Origin of the sequence: Paraperibacillus marinus, assembly GCF_046237605.1 — a bacterium.
In the GTDB taxonomy this organism is placed as follows: Bacteria; Bacillota; Bacilli; order Bacillales; family DSM-1321; genus Paraperibacillus; species Paraperibacillus marinus.
On sequence record NZ_CP143542.1, the window covers coordinates 1,719,643 to 1,736,384 of the forward strand.

Consider the following 16,742-nt stretch of genomic DNA (forward strand, 5'->3'; position numbering starts at 1 on the left):
TTGTTTTTTTAATGTTCAGAAAATAGCGAAAATACAGAATGATATAATGCTTAATTTAAGAGGACTTTAATACTTTTTCCTTTGAATATGTGTGTCGAAAGGTGTAAAATACCCTTGTAAACGTTTTATCCTTCGAATTTTAAGAATAATTACTTATTCAATTACTATTGTTATATAACTTAATAAGAGATTTTTAGTAGAACGAATGAAGGGTATAAATTCTTTAAGGGATATTGCGCATGAAAATACTTAATGGAATGGTTGGGGGTTTGAAAATGACCAACATAAAATCAGCGGACCTGAATCCCTGGAAAGGTCTCTCAGGGCCGAACCTTGGCTATGTACTGGAGCAGTATGACCTCTTTCTTGATGATTCCGAGTCTGTCGGCTCAGATTTAAAAGAATTATTTGAAACATGGGGCTCCCCGGAAGCAGCTGTGCCAGCTGCGGGCCAGCCGGCCGCACAGCAGGGACCGCATGGCGTTCCGCTGAGTGCGGATATGATGAAAAAGGTGATGTCTGCGGTCCAATTGGCAGAAAACATCCGTGCCTATGGACATCTGGCGGCAAATATCTATCCTTTGAATGAAGTTCCAAAGGAAAATGACGTGATCAGAATTTCCAGCTATAACCTGACAGAGGCGGACCTGAAGGGCATCCCGGCTGAACTGATCAGCCCGTACCTGCCGAAAAACATCAAGGACGGCTACGAGGCGATTAAATTTCTAAAGGAATCCTATTCAAAAACAATAGCCTTCCAATTCAATCATGTTAATGATCTTGAAGAAAAATACTGGCTGAATGAAATGGTCGAGTCCGGCCGGATCTTCCGCGACCTTAACAGTGATGAAAAAATCGGCCTATTCAAAAGGCTGAGTGAAGTAGAAGGATTTGAAAAATTCCTGCACAAAACTTTCGTCGGACAGAAGCGATTCTCCATCGAAGGACTTGATACACTGGTACCTGTCCTGGATGAAGTCATCTCAGAAGCAGTTCAGAGCGGAACAGAAAGCATCAATATCGCCATGGCTCACCGCGGCCGGCTGAGCGTTCTGGCCCATGTGCTCCGAAAACCATATGAAGTCATCTTTTCGGAATTCCAGCATGCGCCTAACAAGGAACTGGTTCCATCTGAAGGCTCCATTGGAATCAACTTCGGCTGGACGGGAGATGTGAAATACCATCTGGGTGCAGACAGGCAGATTAAGGATGAAAGCACTGTAAAAGCCCGTATCACGCTAGCCAATAATCCGAGCCATCTTGAGTTCGTAGGTTCGATTGTGGAAGGTTTCACAAGGGCTGCACAGGATGACAGGACAGAGGCAGGGTATCCGGCTCAGGATGATGAAAAGTCATTGGCCATCATCATTCATGGCGATGCCGCCTTCCCTGGTGAAGGAATCGTGGCAGAAACGCTGAACCTCAGCGGCCTGAAAGGGTATAAAACCGGCGGAACGGTCCATATCATTACAAACAATATGATTGGATTTACCACTGAGAGTGAAGACTCCCGCTCCACAAAATATGCAAGCGATCTTGCCAAAGGGTTTGAGGTCCCGATTGTACACGTTAATGCGGATGATCCGGAAGCCTGCATCGCTGCAGTGGAGCTCGCCTATCAATATCGCAGGAAATTTAAAAAGGATTTCTTGATTGATTTAATCGGATATAGAAGATTCGGACATAACGAAATGGATGAACCGCTGGTCACGAATCCACAAATGTACAACCTGATCCATAAACATCCTACAATCACCGAGCTGTATTCCAAGAGGCTGCTGGATGCAGGCGTGCTTGACGGACAGAAGGCTCAGGAGATAAAAACGGGTGTAGAAAACAGGCTGAAGGAAGCATACAGTAAGGTTGATACAAAGAACAAAAAAGAAACACCAGAAGACCTGGTGCCGCCTGATACCGTGGAAAACGGGCTTCCGAAAATCCCGACTGCCGTGCCGCTGGAAACATTGCAGCAGATCAACGATGAGCTCGTGCAGTGGCCAAAAGAATTTAAGATCATGAAAAAGCTTGAGAAAATCCTGTCAAGACGCCTGGATGCTTTCAAGGAAAACGGCAAAGTAGACTGGGCTCAGGCCGAGACCCTTGCATTCGCAAGCATCCTTGCTGACGGCACACCAATTCGCCTGACCGGGCAGGATTCAGAACGAGGAACCTTCGCCCATCGCCACCTGGTGCTGCATGATTATGAAAACGGGAAAAAGCATTCACCGCTCCATACGCTCAGCATGGTGAATTCGTCCTTTGCCATCCATAACAGCCCGCTGACTGAAACGGCAGTACTCGGCTTTGAATATGGCTATAACATCTATTCTCCAGAAACCCTGGTTCTCTGGGAAGCGCAGTATGGAGATTTTGCCAATGTGGCCCAGGTTGTTTTTGACCAGTTCATATCTGCTGGAAGGGCTAAATGGGGACAAAAATCCGGCTTGGTCATGCTCCTTCCGCACGGATATGAAGGACAGGGTCCTGAACACTCCAGCGGAAGACTTGAGAGATTCCTGCAATTGGCTGCAGAAAATAACTGGACAGTTGCCAATCTCTCCACAGCCGCTCAATATTTCCATATCTTAAGGAGGCAGGCTGCCATCCTCAAAATGGAAGAAGTAAGACCGCTTGTAATCATGGCACCAAAGAGCCTTCTCAGAAATCCGCTGACATCTTCCATTCCGGCTGAGTTCTCTGAGGGTGAATTCAAGTCCTTCATGGAAGAGCCGCTGCTTGGAAAGAATGCTGATGCAGTTGAACGCATCGTTTTCAGCACAGGCAAAATGGCCATCGACCTTTCGGACAGCGTGAAAGGGAAAGAAGATACTGACTGGCTTCATATCATCAGGCTGGAAGAAATCTATCCATTCCCATTCGAAGAAATCCAGAAGTTCCTGTCAAGCTTTAAGAATCTCAAGGAAATATACTGGACACAGGAAGAACCGAAGAACATGGGAGCCTGGAGCTTTGTCGAGCCGCGTCTCGCCACTGCCGCACCCGATGGTGTGAAGGTACAGTATGTGGGCCGTAAAAGGCGTTCAAGCCCGGCTGAGGGAGATCCGAATGTCCATAAGAAGGAACAGCATAGAATTATCGATACAACGTTAACTCGCAATTAAAAAGGGGAGAGTACTCATGGCCGAAATTATTGTACCAGAATTAGCAGAATCAATCTCAGAGGGAACGATTGCCCAGTGGCTGAAACAGCCGGGCGATCAAGTCCAAAAGGGAGAATACATCGTAGAACTGGAAACAGATAAAGTCAATGTTGAGATTATATCTGATTATGATGGAGTGCTGTCCAAGCAGCTTTTTGAAGAAGGGGACACAGTAAAAGTAGGGGAAGCAATAGCAGTGGTCGGAGAAGGTGCAGAAGGTTCGGGCACATCAGCGCCGGCTTCCTCTGCAGCAGCTCCAGCAGAACAAAAAACAGAGCCTGAAGCAGTCATTCAGGATAAAGTAAACTCCGGAGAGGCACAGCCCTCGCCAAAACCGCATAAATCCATCGCATCTCCAGCGGCGAGAAAGCTTGCACGTGAAAAAGGGATCAGCCTTGATACGGTTCCTACTCCAGATCCGCTTGGCCGGGTACGGGTGCAGGATGTAGCGTCATTCGACGGCCGCCAGGCAGAGCCTGTCCGCGCGGAAGCACCTGCACCAAAGGCGGCCGCACCGCAGCAGCAGGCCGCTGAAAATCCAGCCAAGCCGGTGGAACGACAAAAAATGTCACGCAGACGCCAGACGATTGCAAAAAGGCTGGTAGAAGTACAGCACACAGCTGCTATGCTGACTACTTTCAATGAAGTAGACATGACGGCCATCATGAACCTGCGCAATAAAAGAAAAGATGCTTTCTTAAAGAATAATGATGTTAAGCTCGGCTTCATGAGTTTCTTCACAAAAGCAGTGGTGGGAGCCCTTAAAAAGTTCCCGCTGTTGAATGCTGAGATTCAGGGTGACGAATTAGTCATCAAAAAGTTCTATGATATCGGCATTGCCGTATCAGCTGAAGATGGACTTGTCGTTCCAGTCGTACGTGATGCTGACAAGATGACTTTTGCGGATATTGAAAAAGAAATCGGTGCATTAGCCAATAAAGCAAGATCTAAAAAGCTTGCTGTTTCTGATTTAACGGGAGGAACGTTCACCATTACCAACGGCGGCACTTTCGGTTCCCTTCTTTCTACACCAATCTTGAACTCTCCTCAGGTTGGGATTTTGGGGATGCACAAAATCCAGGTTCGTCCTGTCGCGATCGACGATGAAAGAATGGAAAACCGTCCAATGATGTATCTTGCGTTATCATATGACCACCGTATTGTTGACGGGAAGGAAGCAGTAAGCTTCCTGGTAAAGGTCAAGGAACTACTGGAAGACCCAGAAGCTTTATTGCTTGAAGGCTGATCTGACTTAGATGTTCCAATAAAACCAGCATGAGGTTTCTACTCGCAGCCCATGCATGGAAAGCAACCTGGACAAGAGCAGGAACAAACACAATAAGGCGGTGGAGCGGAGTAAGGCCCAGGCAGGAATGCCAGTAAAATAAATGATGTTTACACTCAGCTGCACAAGGCCTTATGATACATGCAGCTCCGCCCCTTTTCCACAAAAACATATGGCAGGCCCCAAAACGCTTATTTCAGCGTTTGGGGCCTGTCCTTTTTTTGCTGGCAATGATACAGGCAGCAGAGAGATTTCTTACTAACAGAAGAATAATTCACAGGGTGAATATATTAAATTCGTCTGAAAAATCCTTGATTCAACGGTTCCTGTAAGAGATAATAATATAAAAATTTGGAAAATTTTTATAAATAGAAAAGGCAGGTTGGGTCAATGACGACAATTACAGATATTAAGGCGAATATTGAAAAGGTATTGGTAGGAAAAGGAGAAGTGATTGATTTAATTCTTCAGGCACTCCTGGCCAACGGCCATGTACTCCTGGAAGATGTGCCAGGGACCGGAAAGACAGTACTTGCAAAGTCCACTGCCAAAAGTATTGGGGGCATCTTTTCAAGAATACAATTTACGCCTGATGTTCTTCCAGGTGATATCACGGGTCTCGAGTTCTTCAATCCTGCTGTCAGCCAGTTTGAAACAAGAATCGGGCCGATCTATGCCAATATACTGCTGGCAGATGAAATCAACAGGGCGATGCCAAGGACGCAGTCCAGTCTTTTAGAGGCAATGGAGGAACGGCAGATCACTATAGAAAAAAACACCATGCCGCTGCCAAAGCCGTTCATAGTTATTGCCACCCAGAACCCTATTGAATCACACGGCACTTTTCCGCTGCCAGAGGCGCAGCTCGACCGCTTCTTGATGTGTATACCCATGGGTTATCCTTCTTTTGAAGATGAAAAAATGATTATGAGGAAATTCAGGACAAACCAGCCCCTTGACAGCCTGGAGGCCTGTATTGGAATAGATGAGCTGCTCGAGCTGCAGGAAACCACAAAAAATGTGTATCTTTCTGAAGCAGTAGAGGACTATCTCCTTAAGCTCGTCACGGCAACCCGGTCACATGAATGGATCTCTCAGGGACTGAGCCCTCGTGCAACCCTCGGCTTTATGCGCTGTGTGCAGGCAAGGGCCGTTCTTCTTGGCAGGGATTATGGTACACCGGATGATGTTCACTTCACCTTCCCTTATGTAGCAGCGCACAGGCTGACCTTATCCATGGACGGCTCGATCAGGACTACACCAAAGGAATTGATTGAAGATATCCTAAAAGAAGTGGATGTGCCCGTGGAGATTGCCAGATGAAGCAGAAGCCCATCATAGAACATGTTTACCTGTTTGGCTCAGGGGCAGTGATGACCACAGTTCCGCTGGCGATATTCTGTGCCCTGTACTTTCCTATTCCTATGCTGCTTTTTGTGTTCTCACTCTACTATGTTTTAGTGATTCTCCTGAAACTTTACAATACTTATGTGCTGGATAAGGTCCATTTTGTCGATGACCCAAAGAAAATACGGATGTTTCCCGGCGAAGGGGCGAATCTGGCATTCACTATTTCCAATAGAGGAAAACTTCCCATCCCGCAGGCAAAGATCAATTTCACAATAAGCAGAAGCCTGGTGCTGAACGACAGCGGCAAAGAGGGAGGGGAGCTTAATCATCTGTCACAATATTTGTCTCTGCCGCCAGGAAAGGCAGTCAGCTGGGGGCGGGAAGTTACCGCCCTTCATAGGGGCATATATTATATTCAGGATGCAGAAGTCATACTCTATGATTTATTCAATCTATCAAGCATCCATTACCCGCCTGTCCACCGTCTCAGGCAGGAGCTGCTTGTTTATCCGGAGATAAAACCTGTAGCCGGCATAGAAGAAATTAACAAGATTACCCAGGGAAGCACAGCCGCTTCATTTTCCCTGCATAAGGATGAACTATCGATTGCAGGTGTGAAAAAATATGAGGCGGAGGGGTTCCGGCAGATCCACTGGAAGGCAAGCGCCCGCAGCGGAGAACTGATCTCCAAAAAATATCAGCCTGTCATACAGAAGGGGTTTACACTCTGTCTCTATCTTACTGCTCCGGCATCCTATTATTTCCATGCAAATATGGAGGATTTTATCTCTTATACAGCCTTTTTGTGCAAATTCCTGAGCGGCAAAAAAATTCCGTATGAGCTGTTCATTAACATAAGCTCCCAGGGCGAACCCATACAGATCCATTTGAATGAAGGCAGCCGCCATTTCCTTCATTGTCTGGAGACGCTGGCCATGATAAGCGAGGAGGGGCAGCTGCTGACCCAGGAGTACTTTAATCAATTTGTTTCCTCAAAAAGGGCGTCTGATAACATAACCATCTGGATCGGTGAGCATTCTGCCAACAGGCAGGGCGGGTATGTCAGGACAGTGACAAAGGACGGATTATTGATCGGAGGGGGAAAACATGCTCTCTCTGCTGTTTGATTTTATTATTCACTTTGTATTGTTCCTGGTTCTGGCAAAAGGTCATGTCTTTTACTTCGCAGCAGGTTTTTCAGTGTATTACGCCCTCATGTATCTTCGTCTCAAACGGCTGCCCCGGCTTTCTGTATATATAGCCTTCCTGGGAGGGGCACTCCTGCTGCGGCAGCAATTGCCTGCGCTTTGGGAATGGTGCTTCCTTGCCGCATTATCGCTTTTCCATATGTACAGCAGCAGCAGGACGAAACACCTTGGCATGATACGGGTAGGGGGGATTCTTGCGGCTGCGGCAGCAGGCTTCTTAAGTATCTGGCTGTGGCCGATCGCAGCAGGAATCATTAAATTTCTTGTAAGCGGGGCTGCTTACCTGATTGCCAATTTATTAGCCCGGCCGCTGATGTTCCTCTTTAATCTGTTTTCAGGAGAGAGTGAACGGGAACGTTCGGAACGTATGCAGGCAATGTCGGCAAAGATGCCCAAATATCAGCAGGATCTTACTAACTCTACAGATGGAGGACTATGGACGTATATCATCTTCATCACCCTTGGTGCTGCCTTCTTTATCTTCCTTTATATTCAGTATAAGAAAAAGAAAAGAAACGGAGCGGACCCCGTTGAAAGCAGGAACTCCATTCTTGGAAGCGATCAGGTAAACGCGAAGGGGCTCGGTATTTCAGGATCGAAGAGACCTCCGAAGGACTCAGTCCGAAAAATTGTATACTCCTTTGAAAAGAAATTGTCAGGAAGGTACGGAAGGATGAGCGGGGAAACGTTTGCTTCGTGGGTATCCCGGTTAAGCATGGATTGTTCAGAAAAAGTGGACACTGAATTCCTCATTGCCACCTACAGCCAGACCAGGTACAATGACAGCCCAGCGGGGAGCCATGATGCCAGGCTATTTAAACAGGAGATGAACAAATTGGCTTCCTTAAAAGAATAATTGAAGTGGAAATGACTGTTCCTTTCCGGTTAAGGGTACAACTGTACCGAGGAGGGAAAACGATGCTGAAAAAGGTAACGATCCAGACTTCGAAGCGGGATGAAATGATTGATATTACGAACGAGATCAGGGGTATAATTTCCGGGGTGATAAACGCGGGAGCTGTGCTCGTCTATTGTCCGCATACCACTGCAGGCATAACCATCAATGAAAATGCAGATCCGGATGTGAAGACAGACATCATACGGAGACTTGATGAGCTGTTTCCATGGACCCATGCCCTGGACCGCCACCTCGAAGGCAATACGGCCGCACATTTAAAAGCCTGCACTGTCGGAAGCTCACAGCATCTCATCATAGCTGATGGAGAACTGCTGCTAGGAACATGGCAGGGAGTTTATTTCTGCGAATGGGATGGGCCGAGGACCAGAGAATTTTTTGTGAAACTGATTCCGGCCCCATAATGCTTTCTTTATATCGGAATGTTTAGGGTGGGGGCAGCTGGCAGCTGCTCCTTTTTCTTTAATTCTTGGCGTATTTCGTTTGTGAGGACTCCGTCCTCGATATGATCAGCTATTTCAGCCAATAATTCAATATCATTGAAAGAGTATTTCCGCATGCCTGATTTTGATCGGTCAGGAAAAATGAGCTTGCGCTCTTCATAATATCTGATTTTTCGTTCAGATAATCCGGTCAGCTCGCTGACAATGCCAATGGAAATTACTTTCTTATCCTTAAAATCATTCCAACCCACATTGCTCACCCGCTATTCTCCTATATGGTAGGCTTAGTTATAATTAGCGTAAAAGAGGCTGGGTCATATATCAATAAAAATAGAAATACAAAATCCAACATATTTCGAGTTTTTTAAAAAAGTATGTTAGAAAGTCTAACATACTTGCTGTAAAGACAAGCGGGACTATTTATACTAAAAAAAAGTTTTGATAAGACAAGAGACTTTGGAAAGGAGTACTTTTGGACTAAAAAAACTGAATATTTAGAAAAATATTAGGGGGTAAGTAAATGAATGTAAAAAAGCCAATGTCCATTTTACTGACAGCTTCTCTTGCTTTTGGAATCCTTTCTGGATGCGGTAAGGATGATCCAGCGTCAGGGGATGGCGGAAGCAGCAAAAACCTGAAAGTAATCAAGATCGCTACTCAGACTCCGCTCTCTGGCGGAAGCGCAACACTGGGTGAAGCAATTAAGCTTGGGGCGCAGCTCCGGCTCGATGAGCAAAAGGAAAAATTCAAGGAGCTGGGCTTCGAACTAAAACTGCAGCCATATGATGATCAGGGTGATCCGAAAAAGGGTGTAGCCAACGCACAATTGATAGGTTCCGATAAACAGATCATGGGAATTGTAGGTCACCTGAATTCCGGCGTGGCCATCCCATCTTCGGAAATCTATGAAAAATATAAAATTCCAATGGTATCTCCTTCCAATACCGCTACTGATGTGACCGACCGAAACCTTAAGTCAGTAAACAGGATTTGCGGAAGAGATGATTACCAGGGACCTGCCGGTGCCGAATATGCCACAGGAAAGCTTGGAGCAAAGAAAGTCTTTATTATCCAGGATAAAACTGCCTACGGGACAGGACTTGCTGATGCCTTCAAGAAATCAGTAGAAGAGAAAGGTGCAAAAGTGGTGGGGTATGAGGGAATCACAGTTGGTGAAAAAGATTTCAACGGCGTCGTGAACCAGGTTCTCTCCAAAAAGCCTGATCTTGTATTCTTCGGCGGGCTTTACTCAGAAGGCGGACTGATTATTAAACAGGCGAGGGAAAAAGGAATTGATGTACCATTCATGGGCGGAGACGGCCTGGATTCATCGACGCTTGTAGAAATTGCCGGTAAAGCAGTAAGCAATGTGTTCATTACTTCAGTTGCGGGTGATACAGAAGGAACGGACAGCGGCAAGAAGTTTGCTGCAGATTATAAGGCAAAATTCAACAAGCCGACAGAATCCTATTCCGTTTATGGCTATGATTCTATGGGAGTAGTTCTAAAAGGCCTGGAAGATGCAATCACTGCAAATGGCAAAAAAATGCCGACACGCGAACAGGTCATGAACGCAGTAAGATCTGTTAAGGACTTCCAGGGAGCTGTCACCAAGGTAAGCTTTGATTCAAAAGGCGATAATGACTTTGCTAAATTCTTCGTATATAAATTCGAAGGTGCAGAATATCCGCCTGCATTCGACGCTGAAATTCCAAAGAAATAAATAGCTGCTGGAGAGGGCAGGCGGGGCCTGCCCTTTCTCATATTATACAGGAGAGTGATTAGGGCAGATGCTGAACGATATTTTGCAATCCATCCCGCAGGTATTAATAGATGGAATTACGCTCGGGACTGTATATGCAGTCATAGCACTAGGATATACCATGGTTTATGGAATTCTGGAACTGATTAATTTTGCACATGGTGAAATCTTTATGACGGGAGCCTTTATCGGCACCACCCTGCTGATTATATTTACAGGGATTGGATGGGTCTCCGCCCTTCCTGCTATTGTAATGCTGATCACAGTTTTGCTTCTTACTGCCATTTTAACCGGGCTTCTCGGTATGGGGATTGAAAGAGTGGCATACCGGCCGCTCCGCAATGCGCCCAAACTGATTCCGCTTATTACGGCAATTGGCATTTCCTTTTTGCTTCAGGATCTGATCCGATTTATTGCTGAAGTGAAAAAGGGAAATTATATCGTGACTGGACCGAGTCTTTTTACAAATCAGATCAAAATCAATGCCTCATCTATTTCATCCATATTCAATGACGCATCCATAAAGGGATCTTTTATCATTGTTCTCGTAACGGCAGTAATCATGATGGTGTTCCTTGATTTCTTCGTCAATAAAACAAAATGGGGAATGGCCATGAGGGCTGTTGCCCAGGACAGGGAAACAGCATCGCTAATGTCGGTTAATGTTAACAAAGTAATATCACTTACGTTCTTTATTGGTTCAGCACTAGGAGGGGCGACTGGCGTGCTCTTCGCAGTACAATATGGCACCATTGACCCTTACATCGGATTCATCCTTGGTTTGAAGGCATTTACAGCAGCGGTCCTGGGGGGGATTGGTAATATCCGGGGAGCGATGCTCGGGGGGCTCTTGCTCGGGGTCATGGAAATGTTCGCTTCAGCTAATCTGACCCTTCTTACATCGGGTGTTTTTGGAGCGGAGTATAAGGATGTATTCGCGTTTGCCATTTTAATCATAGTGTTGATCTTCAAGCCGGAAGGCTTATTAGGGAAACCTGTGGCAGAGAAAGTGTAGGTGAGTCAGCATGAAAAAATTATGGAATTCATATTCAGAAAATAAATGGTTTCAGGGCGTATTCCTTTTGGCTTTCGTATCTGTTACAACAGTAAGCTTGTACCTGGCGCAGAAATCCGTTACGGCTTTCCTTTTGCTTCTGTCTTCCTTGCTGCTCCTGTACTTTACGAAGTTTCCAAACTGGGCAAAATGGCTGGCGGCTGGAGTGATCCTGGCAATCTTGCTGCCTGTGGCTGCAAGCGGCGGGGATGCATATGAATCTTATATGGAAGTGGCCTGCCTGGTGGGGATTTATATCGCTATGGCACTAGGGCTTAATATCGTAGTCGGTATGGCCGGACTGCTGGATTTGGGCTTTGTAGCATTTTTTGCAGTAGGAGCCTATACATATGGAATTTTTGCCACAGGCCAGGCAGCCAATTTCATGCCGTTCGGCACTTTCCCGCTCGCAGGAGAAAGCTTTTGGCTGTTCATCGTAATAGGATGCCTTGCCGCCGCATTATTCGGCATCCTCCTCGGAATTCCTGTCCTGAGGGTAAAAGGTGATTATCTGGCAATAGTGACCCTGGGTTTCGGCGAAATAATCCGGATTATTTTCAATAACCTGGACAAGCCGCTCAACATTACCAATGGCGCGATGGGAATTGCGTCCATCACGCCGCCAAGGATCTTTGGGATTGAACTTATCTATTCAAGCCAATTTTATTATGTGGTATTGATCATATTGGTGTTCACCATATTTACGGTCAGGCGGTTTGAGCATTCAAAGGTCGGCCGTTCGTGGAAAGCGGTGCGTGAAAATGAGATAGCCGCCCAGGCAATGGGAGTTCCGCTGGTAAGGACAAAATTGATTGCCTTTGCAGTAGGAGCATCCTTTTCAGGCATGATGGGCGTCATATTTGCTGGAAAGCAGACATTCGTCGATCCCACGAGTTTTACTCTCCTTGAATCCATCACCATACTGGTAATGGTGATACTTGGAGGCATGGGCAGTGTCCCCGGTGTTATCCTGGGTGCGGCAGTGATGACTATTCTGAATCTGCAGGTATTGACTGAGCTTACAAACTGGCTTAATGAGCTGAGCCTGTCAGGGGCAGTCAGTATCCCGGATGCCCTTTCTCCATCCAAAATGCAGAGGTTTATCTTTGGTGCACTGTTGATTTTGTTTGCACTTTACAGGCCGAAAGGTTTAATACCCGCCCGCAATCCCATTTATAAGAACGATGAATCTGCCTCTCAAAAACTTACCGGGGTGGATCGTGATCAAAAGGCAGAGGCATAGGAGGCTGGAGCATGGGAATATTGGAAGTTTCAGGTTTAACCAAAAAATTCGGAGGGTTGACCGCTAATCAGGATGTGTCGATGACAATCCCAAAAAACTCGATAACAGCTGTCATCGGTCCAAATGGAGCGGGCAAGACTACTTTTTTTAATATGATCACAGGCGTTTATCAGCCTACGTCAGGCAGTATACATCTTGAAGGAGAAGCCATCCATAACATGAAGCCCCATGAAGTATCACGAAAGGGCATTTCAAGGACATTCCAAAATATCCGGCTGTTCAGTGAGATGTCTGTAATAGAAAATGTCCTGGTAGGCATGCATACCCATTTAAAAGCGGGCTTGTTCGGCATCCTGTTCAATCTTCCAAGGGTCAGGAAAGAAGAGAAACAAGCAGAAAGACAAGCCTATCGTCTGCTTGAATATGTGGGCCTTGAATCTCTTATGAATGAAACAGCAAGCAGCCTGAGTTACGGCGCACAGCGGCGGCTTGAGATCGCAAGGGCACTTGCAGCAAAGCCTAAGCTGCTGCTCCTTGACGAGCCGGCTGCAGGGATGAACCCGAAAGAAACCAGGGACTTGACATCCCTCATTAAGAGAATCAGGGATGAATTCAATCTCACCGTGGTACTGATCGAGCATGATATGAAGCTCGTAATGGAAATATCTGAACACATATACGTATTGGATCATGGAGTGAAAATCGCCGAGGGGCTGCCTGCTGAAATCAGGTCCGACCCAAAGGTGATTGAAGCATATCTCGGGACCGGTGCGGTCCATGCTGGATAAGGGGTGGCAAGGATGCTTGAATTGAAGGAAGTACAAACATATTATAGCGGCATACAGGCCCTTAAAGGTATCAGCCTGCATGTTCAGCAGGGTGAAATCGTGACATTGATCGGCAGCAATGGAGCCGGGAAGTCAACTGCCCTTAAGTCAATCAGCGGGCTTGTCAAAGTACAGGGCGGTGTGATTTCGTATAAAGGCGAAAATATAACCAAGACCCTGGCACATGATACTGCTCTGAAGGGCATAGCCCATGTGCCTGAAGGCCGAAAAATATTTCCCCGGCTGACTGTCAGAGAAAACCTGCTGATGGGAGCATTCTCAGTCAAAGATAAACAGGTTATAGAAGAAAGAATGGAAAAAGTCTTTGAATATTTTCCAAAGCTAAAGGACCGGGTGCAGCAGAAAGGGGGCACCATGAGCGGAGGCGAACAGCAGATGCTTGCGATTGGACGTGCCTTAATGATGAAGCCCCAGCTGCTCATGCTCGATGAACCGTCGATGGGACTTGCTCCCATCATCGTCGAACAGATATTTGAAATCATCCAGGATCTCAACAGAGAAGGAATCACCATCCTGCTTGTTGAACAAAATGCCTTCCAGGCACTTCAAATCGCCCACCGCGGCTATGTTATTCAAACAGGGGCAATCAAGCTTGAAGGATACGGCAAGGATTTGATCAGCAATGATGAAGTGAGAGAAGCTTACTTGGCTTAAATTTTAAAAACCTGTCCTTGGCAGGTTTTTATTTTTGGAGCAGGATGAGCATGGAGAAAGGGTGTATACCACGAGATGAAGGAGCGGCACATACCAATATAAGGCCTGCATCCTGCTATCGATGAAAGAAGAAAGTTATTCCTCCTCTGCCATGGAAAATACTTAACCTGTTCAGGCTGTATAAAGCATGTTAGGCTGTATAGGTATTTTTCAAAGGAGGAAAAGGGATGACATTTGTTAAATTTTTAATTCCGCTTGCCTTGATTTTATCACTGAAGGCGCCTGCTCCTCTACAGGCTGAAAAAGCAGAAACAGCAGTAAATAAGGAACAGCCTATTATGGAAAAGGTACCTGCAGAGGGCACGTTATATAAAGTCAAGAACAATGAAAATATAGAAGAAATTGCGAAAAAAGAAGGAGTTCCGCTTGCTCCTTTAAAGAAAAAATATAAAAAAGTACAGCGGGGCCAAAAGATTGTTCTTCCAAAAACCTACACTCAAAGCGAGAAAGACCTGCTGGCCCGGCTTGTTAATGCTGAAGCCAAGGGTGAGCCCTACAATGGAAAACTTGCGGTCGCGAATGTAGTGCTGAATCGCACAAAGCATGAGGCTTTTCCCGAGACCGTAAAGGGAGTGATACTGGAAAAGAAACAATTCACTCCTGTATCAAATGGAGAAATCAATAAGCCGGCAAGCGTTGAGGCCAAAAAAGCCGCCAATGAGGCGATTGCCCTGCAAGGTACAGGAAAGATTCCAGCAGAAGAATCCATTTATTTCTATAATCCCGACCTGACAGACAGCAAGTGGATGCGCACCCTGACCGTTGTAAAAAAAATTGGGCAGCATACATTTGCTAAATAAGAACCACCCGAAAGCACCGGGCATCCGGTGTTTTTTTCGTTTTTCGGAGAGAGACCTTTTTATCTGCATTAATTTAGCATTGTGTTAAAATAATAAATACAGTACCAGGATCAAAAATAGAGGGGGCGCGTAAATGGCCGACACACATACGTATTCAAAAAAAGAAGAGCTGGTCAATGCCATCACCCACGGCATTGGTGTATGCTTGAGCATTGCCGCTTTGGTTTTCCTCATCACATTCTCCGCAAGCGAAGGGACCGCGTGGCATGTTGTTTCCTTCATTATATTTGGCGTGACCATGCTGCTTCTATATGTATCTTCGACTTTGGTACATAGCTTTCCACCTGGAAAAGCTAAGGATATATTCGAGATTTTTGATCACTCTGCAATCTATCTTTTCATTGCAGGAACATACACCCCCTTCACCTTGATTGTGATCAAGGGTGCACTTGGATGGAGCCTGCTGGGGATTGTGTGGGGAATCGCGGTCGTTGGGGTTATATTCAAGTCATTCTTTGTCAAAAGGTTCCTTTATCTTTCAACCGTTCTATACATAGTTATGGGCTGGCTCATTGTCATTGCCTGGGGTCCGCTCGCTGAATCGCTTCCTGCGGGAGGTCTGCAGCTTTTGGTAGCCGGCGGTATTTTATATACCATAGGAGCTGTATTTTATGTATGGAGAGGATTTCCCTTTCACCATGCAATCTGGCATCTCTTTGTATTAGGCGGCACAGCGGCCCATTTCTTTGCAGTATTGAAGTATGTACTGCCGATTACAATCTGATTGTCTTCCTGCCCAGGGCCTGGGCAGGTTTTTTTGAACAAAACCAATTGCAGCGGGAGAGAGAGAAATGGAAGTAATTGAACCAGCCGCTTCACAGCTGGATGAGTGGATGACGCGCTATGTGCCGGACCGTGACATCCTATTCCTGAGCGGTGAAGATTTTCATGTATTTAAGAGGTTTCTCGGAAATGTACTTATCTTTCCTAGAACAGAATTTATGAACCATTCTTTTTATAATGATGTGCAATTAGCAAGCAGCTATGAATACTGGAATATCTCATCAGAGGCTGAATTGATCATAGCTGCACCTCCCGGCTGGTATTCTAAACTGCCGCGCGAAATTCAATTGTCCTTAAATGAAATCCAGGTCCGGATGCAAAGGGGACTTATTCTTAATCTGCCACAGGTTAAGAGGCATGAGTTCCCGGTACAATATATTGTGGAAGATAGCCAGGGATTATATATGGTTCTCCACTGTGATATGTGGAAAAGCCTGGATCGGGAAAAGAAGCATGGTCTTTTAAAAGAGACAGCCCGGGAGTGGGATACCTGGGTTTGTGAGGAAATCCCGGAAACGGCGCCGGATCATTTAAGGAAATATGCCAATTCCTTTCCAGTCAGAGCAGGGAGCAACTGCCTGGCGTCATCCTTATATGCTGCATCGGGAGACGAATGGATTCTTCATGAATGGGTCCATCAAAAGACGTTCTTGAATGGAATTACCCTGGCTGGATTTTCAGTTAAGAAACAGGGAATGCCGGAACCAGGAGACATAATTACCTGGGAAAACGATAAAGGAGTCATTCAGCACGCGTCCTTCCACATCGGAGATCTTCTCTTTTTCAACAAGAATGGCCAAACATTTTTTAATCCCTGGAAAATTGTCCATCTCTCCGTTCTCCAGGAAGAATGGGGACATCTGAAATTAAAGATTTATAGCAGAGGATAAAAAAGAACCGTCGCGATAGATAAAAGGGGGCCGGGTAACCGGCCTCCTTATTATTTATAGCTGCCTGCAAGCATACCAGGCTTGGAGCAGTATAAGACATCTTGCTTTTCTTCGGTCGGGAAAGCATGACGAAATTGGCTCTGCCTGGCGGGTAATTATATCCTGAAATACGGAGGGCGGTTTTTACAATTCCCCATCTCCCGACAAATAAATTCCCTCATACAT

15 protein-coding genes are annotated in these 16,742 nt (G+C 45.9%); 14 read left to right on the forward strand and 1 reads right to left on the reverse strand.

Annotation, left to right across the window (positions count from 1 at the left end; translation table 11 throughout):
• Positions 1-275: 275 nt before the first annotated feature.
• From sucA to V1498_RS08785, 6 genes are all read left to right on the forward strand, one after another.
• Positions 276-3,122: a 2-oxoglutarate dehydrogenase E1 component gene (gene sucA / locus V1498_RS08760; protein WP_409298310.1), complete on the forward strand. Its 2,847-nt coding sequence runs from the start codon at positions 276-278 to the stop codon at positions 3,120-3,122.
• A 16-nt stretch (positions 3,123-3,138) separates the two neighbouring features.
• The gene (gene odhB / locus V1498_RS08765) at positions 3,139-4,407 is read left to right on the forward strand and encodes a 2-oxoglutarate dehydrogenase complex dihydrolipoyllysine-residue succinyltransferase (protein WP_409298311.1); all 1,269 of its coding nucleotides are present in this window, start codon (positions 3,139-3,141) and stop codon (positions 4,405-4,407) included.
• A 429-nt stretch (positions 4,408-4,836) separates the two neighbouring features.
• A complete protein-coding gene (locus V1498_RS08770) occupies positions 4,837-5,769 on the forward strand; it encodes an AAA family ATPase (protein ID WP_409298313.1) in 933 nt (310 codons plus the stop codon).
• Entirely contained in the window at positions 5,766-6,923 is a 1,158-nt protein-coding gene (locus V1498_RS08775; RefSeq protein WP_409298314.1) for a DUF58 domain-containing protein, read from the forward strand. Before V1498_RS08770 ends, V1498_RS08775 begins: the two co-directional genes overlap by 4 nt.
• On the forward strand, positions 6,904-7,860 hold the full coding sequence (locus V1498_RS08780; protein WP_409298315.1) for a hypothetical protein: 957 nt from the start codon (positions 6,904-6,906) through the stop codon (positions 7,858-7,860). Before V1498_RS08775 ends, V1498_RS08780 begins: the two co-directional genes overlap by 20 nt.
• Positions 7,861-7,922: 62 nt before the next feature.
• On the forward strand, positions 7,923-8,324 hold the full coding sequence (locus V1498_RS08785; RefSeq protein WP_409298317.1) for a secondary thiamine-phosphate synthase enzyme YjbQ: 402 nt from the start codon (positions 7,923-7,925) through the stop codon (positions 8,322-8,324).
• 8 nt (positions 8,325-8,332) lie between these two features.
• Here V1498_RS08785 and V1498_RS08790 read toward each other — a convergent pair whose 3' ends face one another.
• Positions 8,333-8,623, reverse strand: coding sequence for a MerR family transcriptional regulator (locus V1498_RS08790; protein ID WP_409298319.1), 291 nt, complete (start codon positions 8,621-8,623; stop codon positions 8,333-8,335).
• 260 nt (positions 8,624-8,883) lie between these two features.
• Here V1498_RS08790 and V1498_RS08795 point away from each other — a divergent pair, with 260 nt between their 5' ends.
• The 8 genes from V1498_RS08795 to V1498_RS08830 all read left to right on the forward strand — a co-directional run bounded on the left by V1498_RS08795 (position 8,884) and on the right by V1498_RS08830 (position 16,517).
• Complete coding sequence (locus V1498_RS08795) at positions 8,884-10,086, forward strand: branched-chain amino acid ABC transporter substrate-binding protein (RefSeq protein ID WP_409298321.1); 1,203 nt, start codon at positions 8,884-8,886, stop codon at positions 10,084-10,086.
• A gap of 67 nt (positions 10,087-10,153) precedes the next feature.
• Positions 10,154-11,140 carry a branched-chain amino acid ABC transporter permease gene (locus V1498_RS08800; protein WP_409288696.1) on the forward strand — a complete coding sequence of 329 codons (987 nt, stop codon included), beginning with the start codon at positions 10,154-10,156 and terminating at the stop codon, positions 11,138-11,140.
• Positions 11,141-11,150: 10 nt separating this feature from the next.
• Positions 11,151-12,422, forward strand: a complete 1,272-nt coding sequence (locus V1498_RS08805; RefSeq protein WP_409298323.1) for a branched-chain amino acid ABC transporter permease — start codon at positions 11,151-11,153, stop codon at positions 12,420-12,422.
• Positions 12,423-12,433: 11 nt separating this feature from the next.
• The gene (locus tag V1498_RS08810) at positions 12,434-13,210 is read left to right on the forward strand and encodes an ABC transporter ATP-binding protein (RefSeq protein WP_409298325.1); all 777 of its coding nucleotides are present in this window, start codon (positions 12,434-12,436) and stop codon (positions 13,208-13,210) included.
• A gap of 12 nt (positions 13,211-13,222) precedes the next feature.
• Entirely contained in the window at positions 13,223-13,924 is a 702-nt protein-coding gene (locus V1498_RS08815; RefSeq protein WP_409298327.1) for an ABC transporter ATP-binding protein, read from the forward strand.
• A 227-nt stretch (positions 13,925-14,151) separates the two neighbouring features.
• Complete coding sequence (locus V1498_RS08820) at positions 14,152-14,784, forward strand: cell wall hydrolase (RefSeq protein WP_409298329.1); 633 nt, start codon at positions 14,152-14,154, stop codon at positions 14,782-14,784.
• A gap of 133 nt (positions 14,785-14,917) precedes the next feature.
• Entirely contained in the window at positions 14,918-15,568 is a 651-nt protein-coding gene (trhA, locus tag V1498_RS08825; protein ID WP_409298330.1) for a PAQR family membrane homeostasis protein TrhA, read from the forward strand.
• A gap of 67 nt (positions 15,569-15,635) precedes the next feature.
• Positions 15,636-16,517 carry a hypothetical protein gene (locus tag V1498_RS08830; protein WP_409298332.1) on the forward strand — a complete coding sequence of 294 codons (882 nt, stop codon included), beginning with the start codon at positions 15,636-15,638 and terminating at the stop codon, positions 16,515-16,517.
• Positions 16,518-16,742 lie beyond the last annotated feature (225 nt).

Bases quoted from the DNA above. Each gene is read 5' to 3' on its own strand.
- sucA (WP_409298310.1), top strand. From the start codon at position 276: ATGACCAACATAAAATCAGCGGACCTGAATCCCTGGAAAGGTCTCTCA.
- odhB (WP_409298311.1), top strand. From the start codon at position 3,139: ATGGCCGAAATTATTGTACCAGAATTAGCAGAATCAATCTCAGAGGGA.
- V1498_RS08770 (WP_409298313.1), top strand. From the start codon at position 4,837: ATGACGACAATTACAGATATTAAGGCGAATATTGAAAAGGTATTGGTA.
- V1498_RS08775 (WP_409298314.1), top strand. From the start codon at position 5,766: ATGAAGCAGAAGCCCATCATAGAACATGTTTACCTGTTTGGCTCAGGG.
- V1498_RS08780 (WP_409298315.1), top strand. From the start codon at position 6,904: ATGCTCTCTCTGCTGTTTGATTTTATTATTCACTTTGTATTGTTCCTG.
- V1498_RS08785 (WP_409298317.1), top strand. From the start codon at position 7,923: ATGCTGAAAAAGGTAACGATCCAGACTTCGAAGCGGGATGAAATGATT.
- V1498_RS08795 (WP_409298321.1), top strand. From the start codon at position 8,884: ATGAATGTAAAAAAGCCAATGTCCATTTTACTGACAGCTTCTCTTGCT.
- V1498_RS08800 (WP_409288696.1), top strand. From the start codon at position 10,154: ATGCTGAACGATATTTTGCAATCCATCCCGCAGGTATTAATAGATGGA.
- V1498_RS08805 (WP_409298323.1), top strand. From the start codon at position 11,151: ATGAAAAAATTATGGAATTCATATTCAGAAAATAAATGGTTTCAGGGC.
- V1498_RS08810 (WP_409298325.1), top strand. From the start codon at position 12,434: ATGGGAATATTGGAAGTTTCAGGTTTAACCAAAAAATTCGGAGGGTTG.
- V1498_RS08815 (WP_409298327.1), top strand. From the start codon at position 13,223: ATGCTTGAATTGAAGGAAGTACAAACATATTATAGCGGCATACAGGCC.
- V1498_RS08820 (WP_409298329.1), top strand. From the start codon at position 14,152: ATGACATTTGTTAAATTTTTAATTCCGCTTGCCTTGATTTTATCACTG.
- trhA (WP_409298330.1), top strand. From the start codon at position 14,918: ATGGCCGACACACATACGTATTCAAAAAAAGAAGAGCTGGTCAATGCC.
- V1498_RS08830 (WP_409298332.1), top strand. From the start codon at position 15,636: ATGGAAGTAATTGAACCAGCCGCTTCACAGCTGGATGAGTGGATGACG.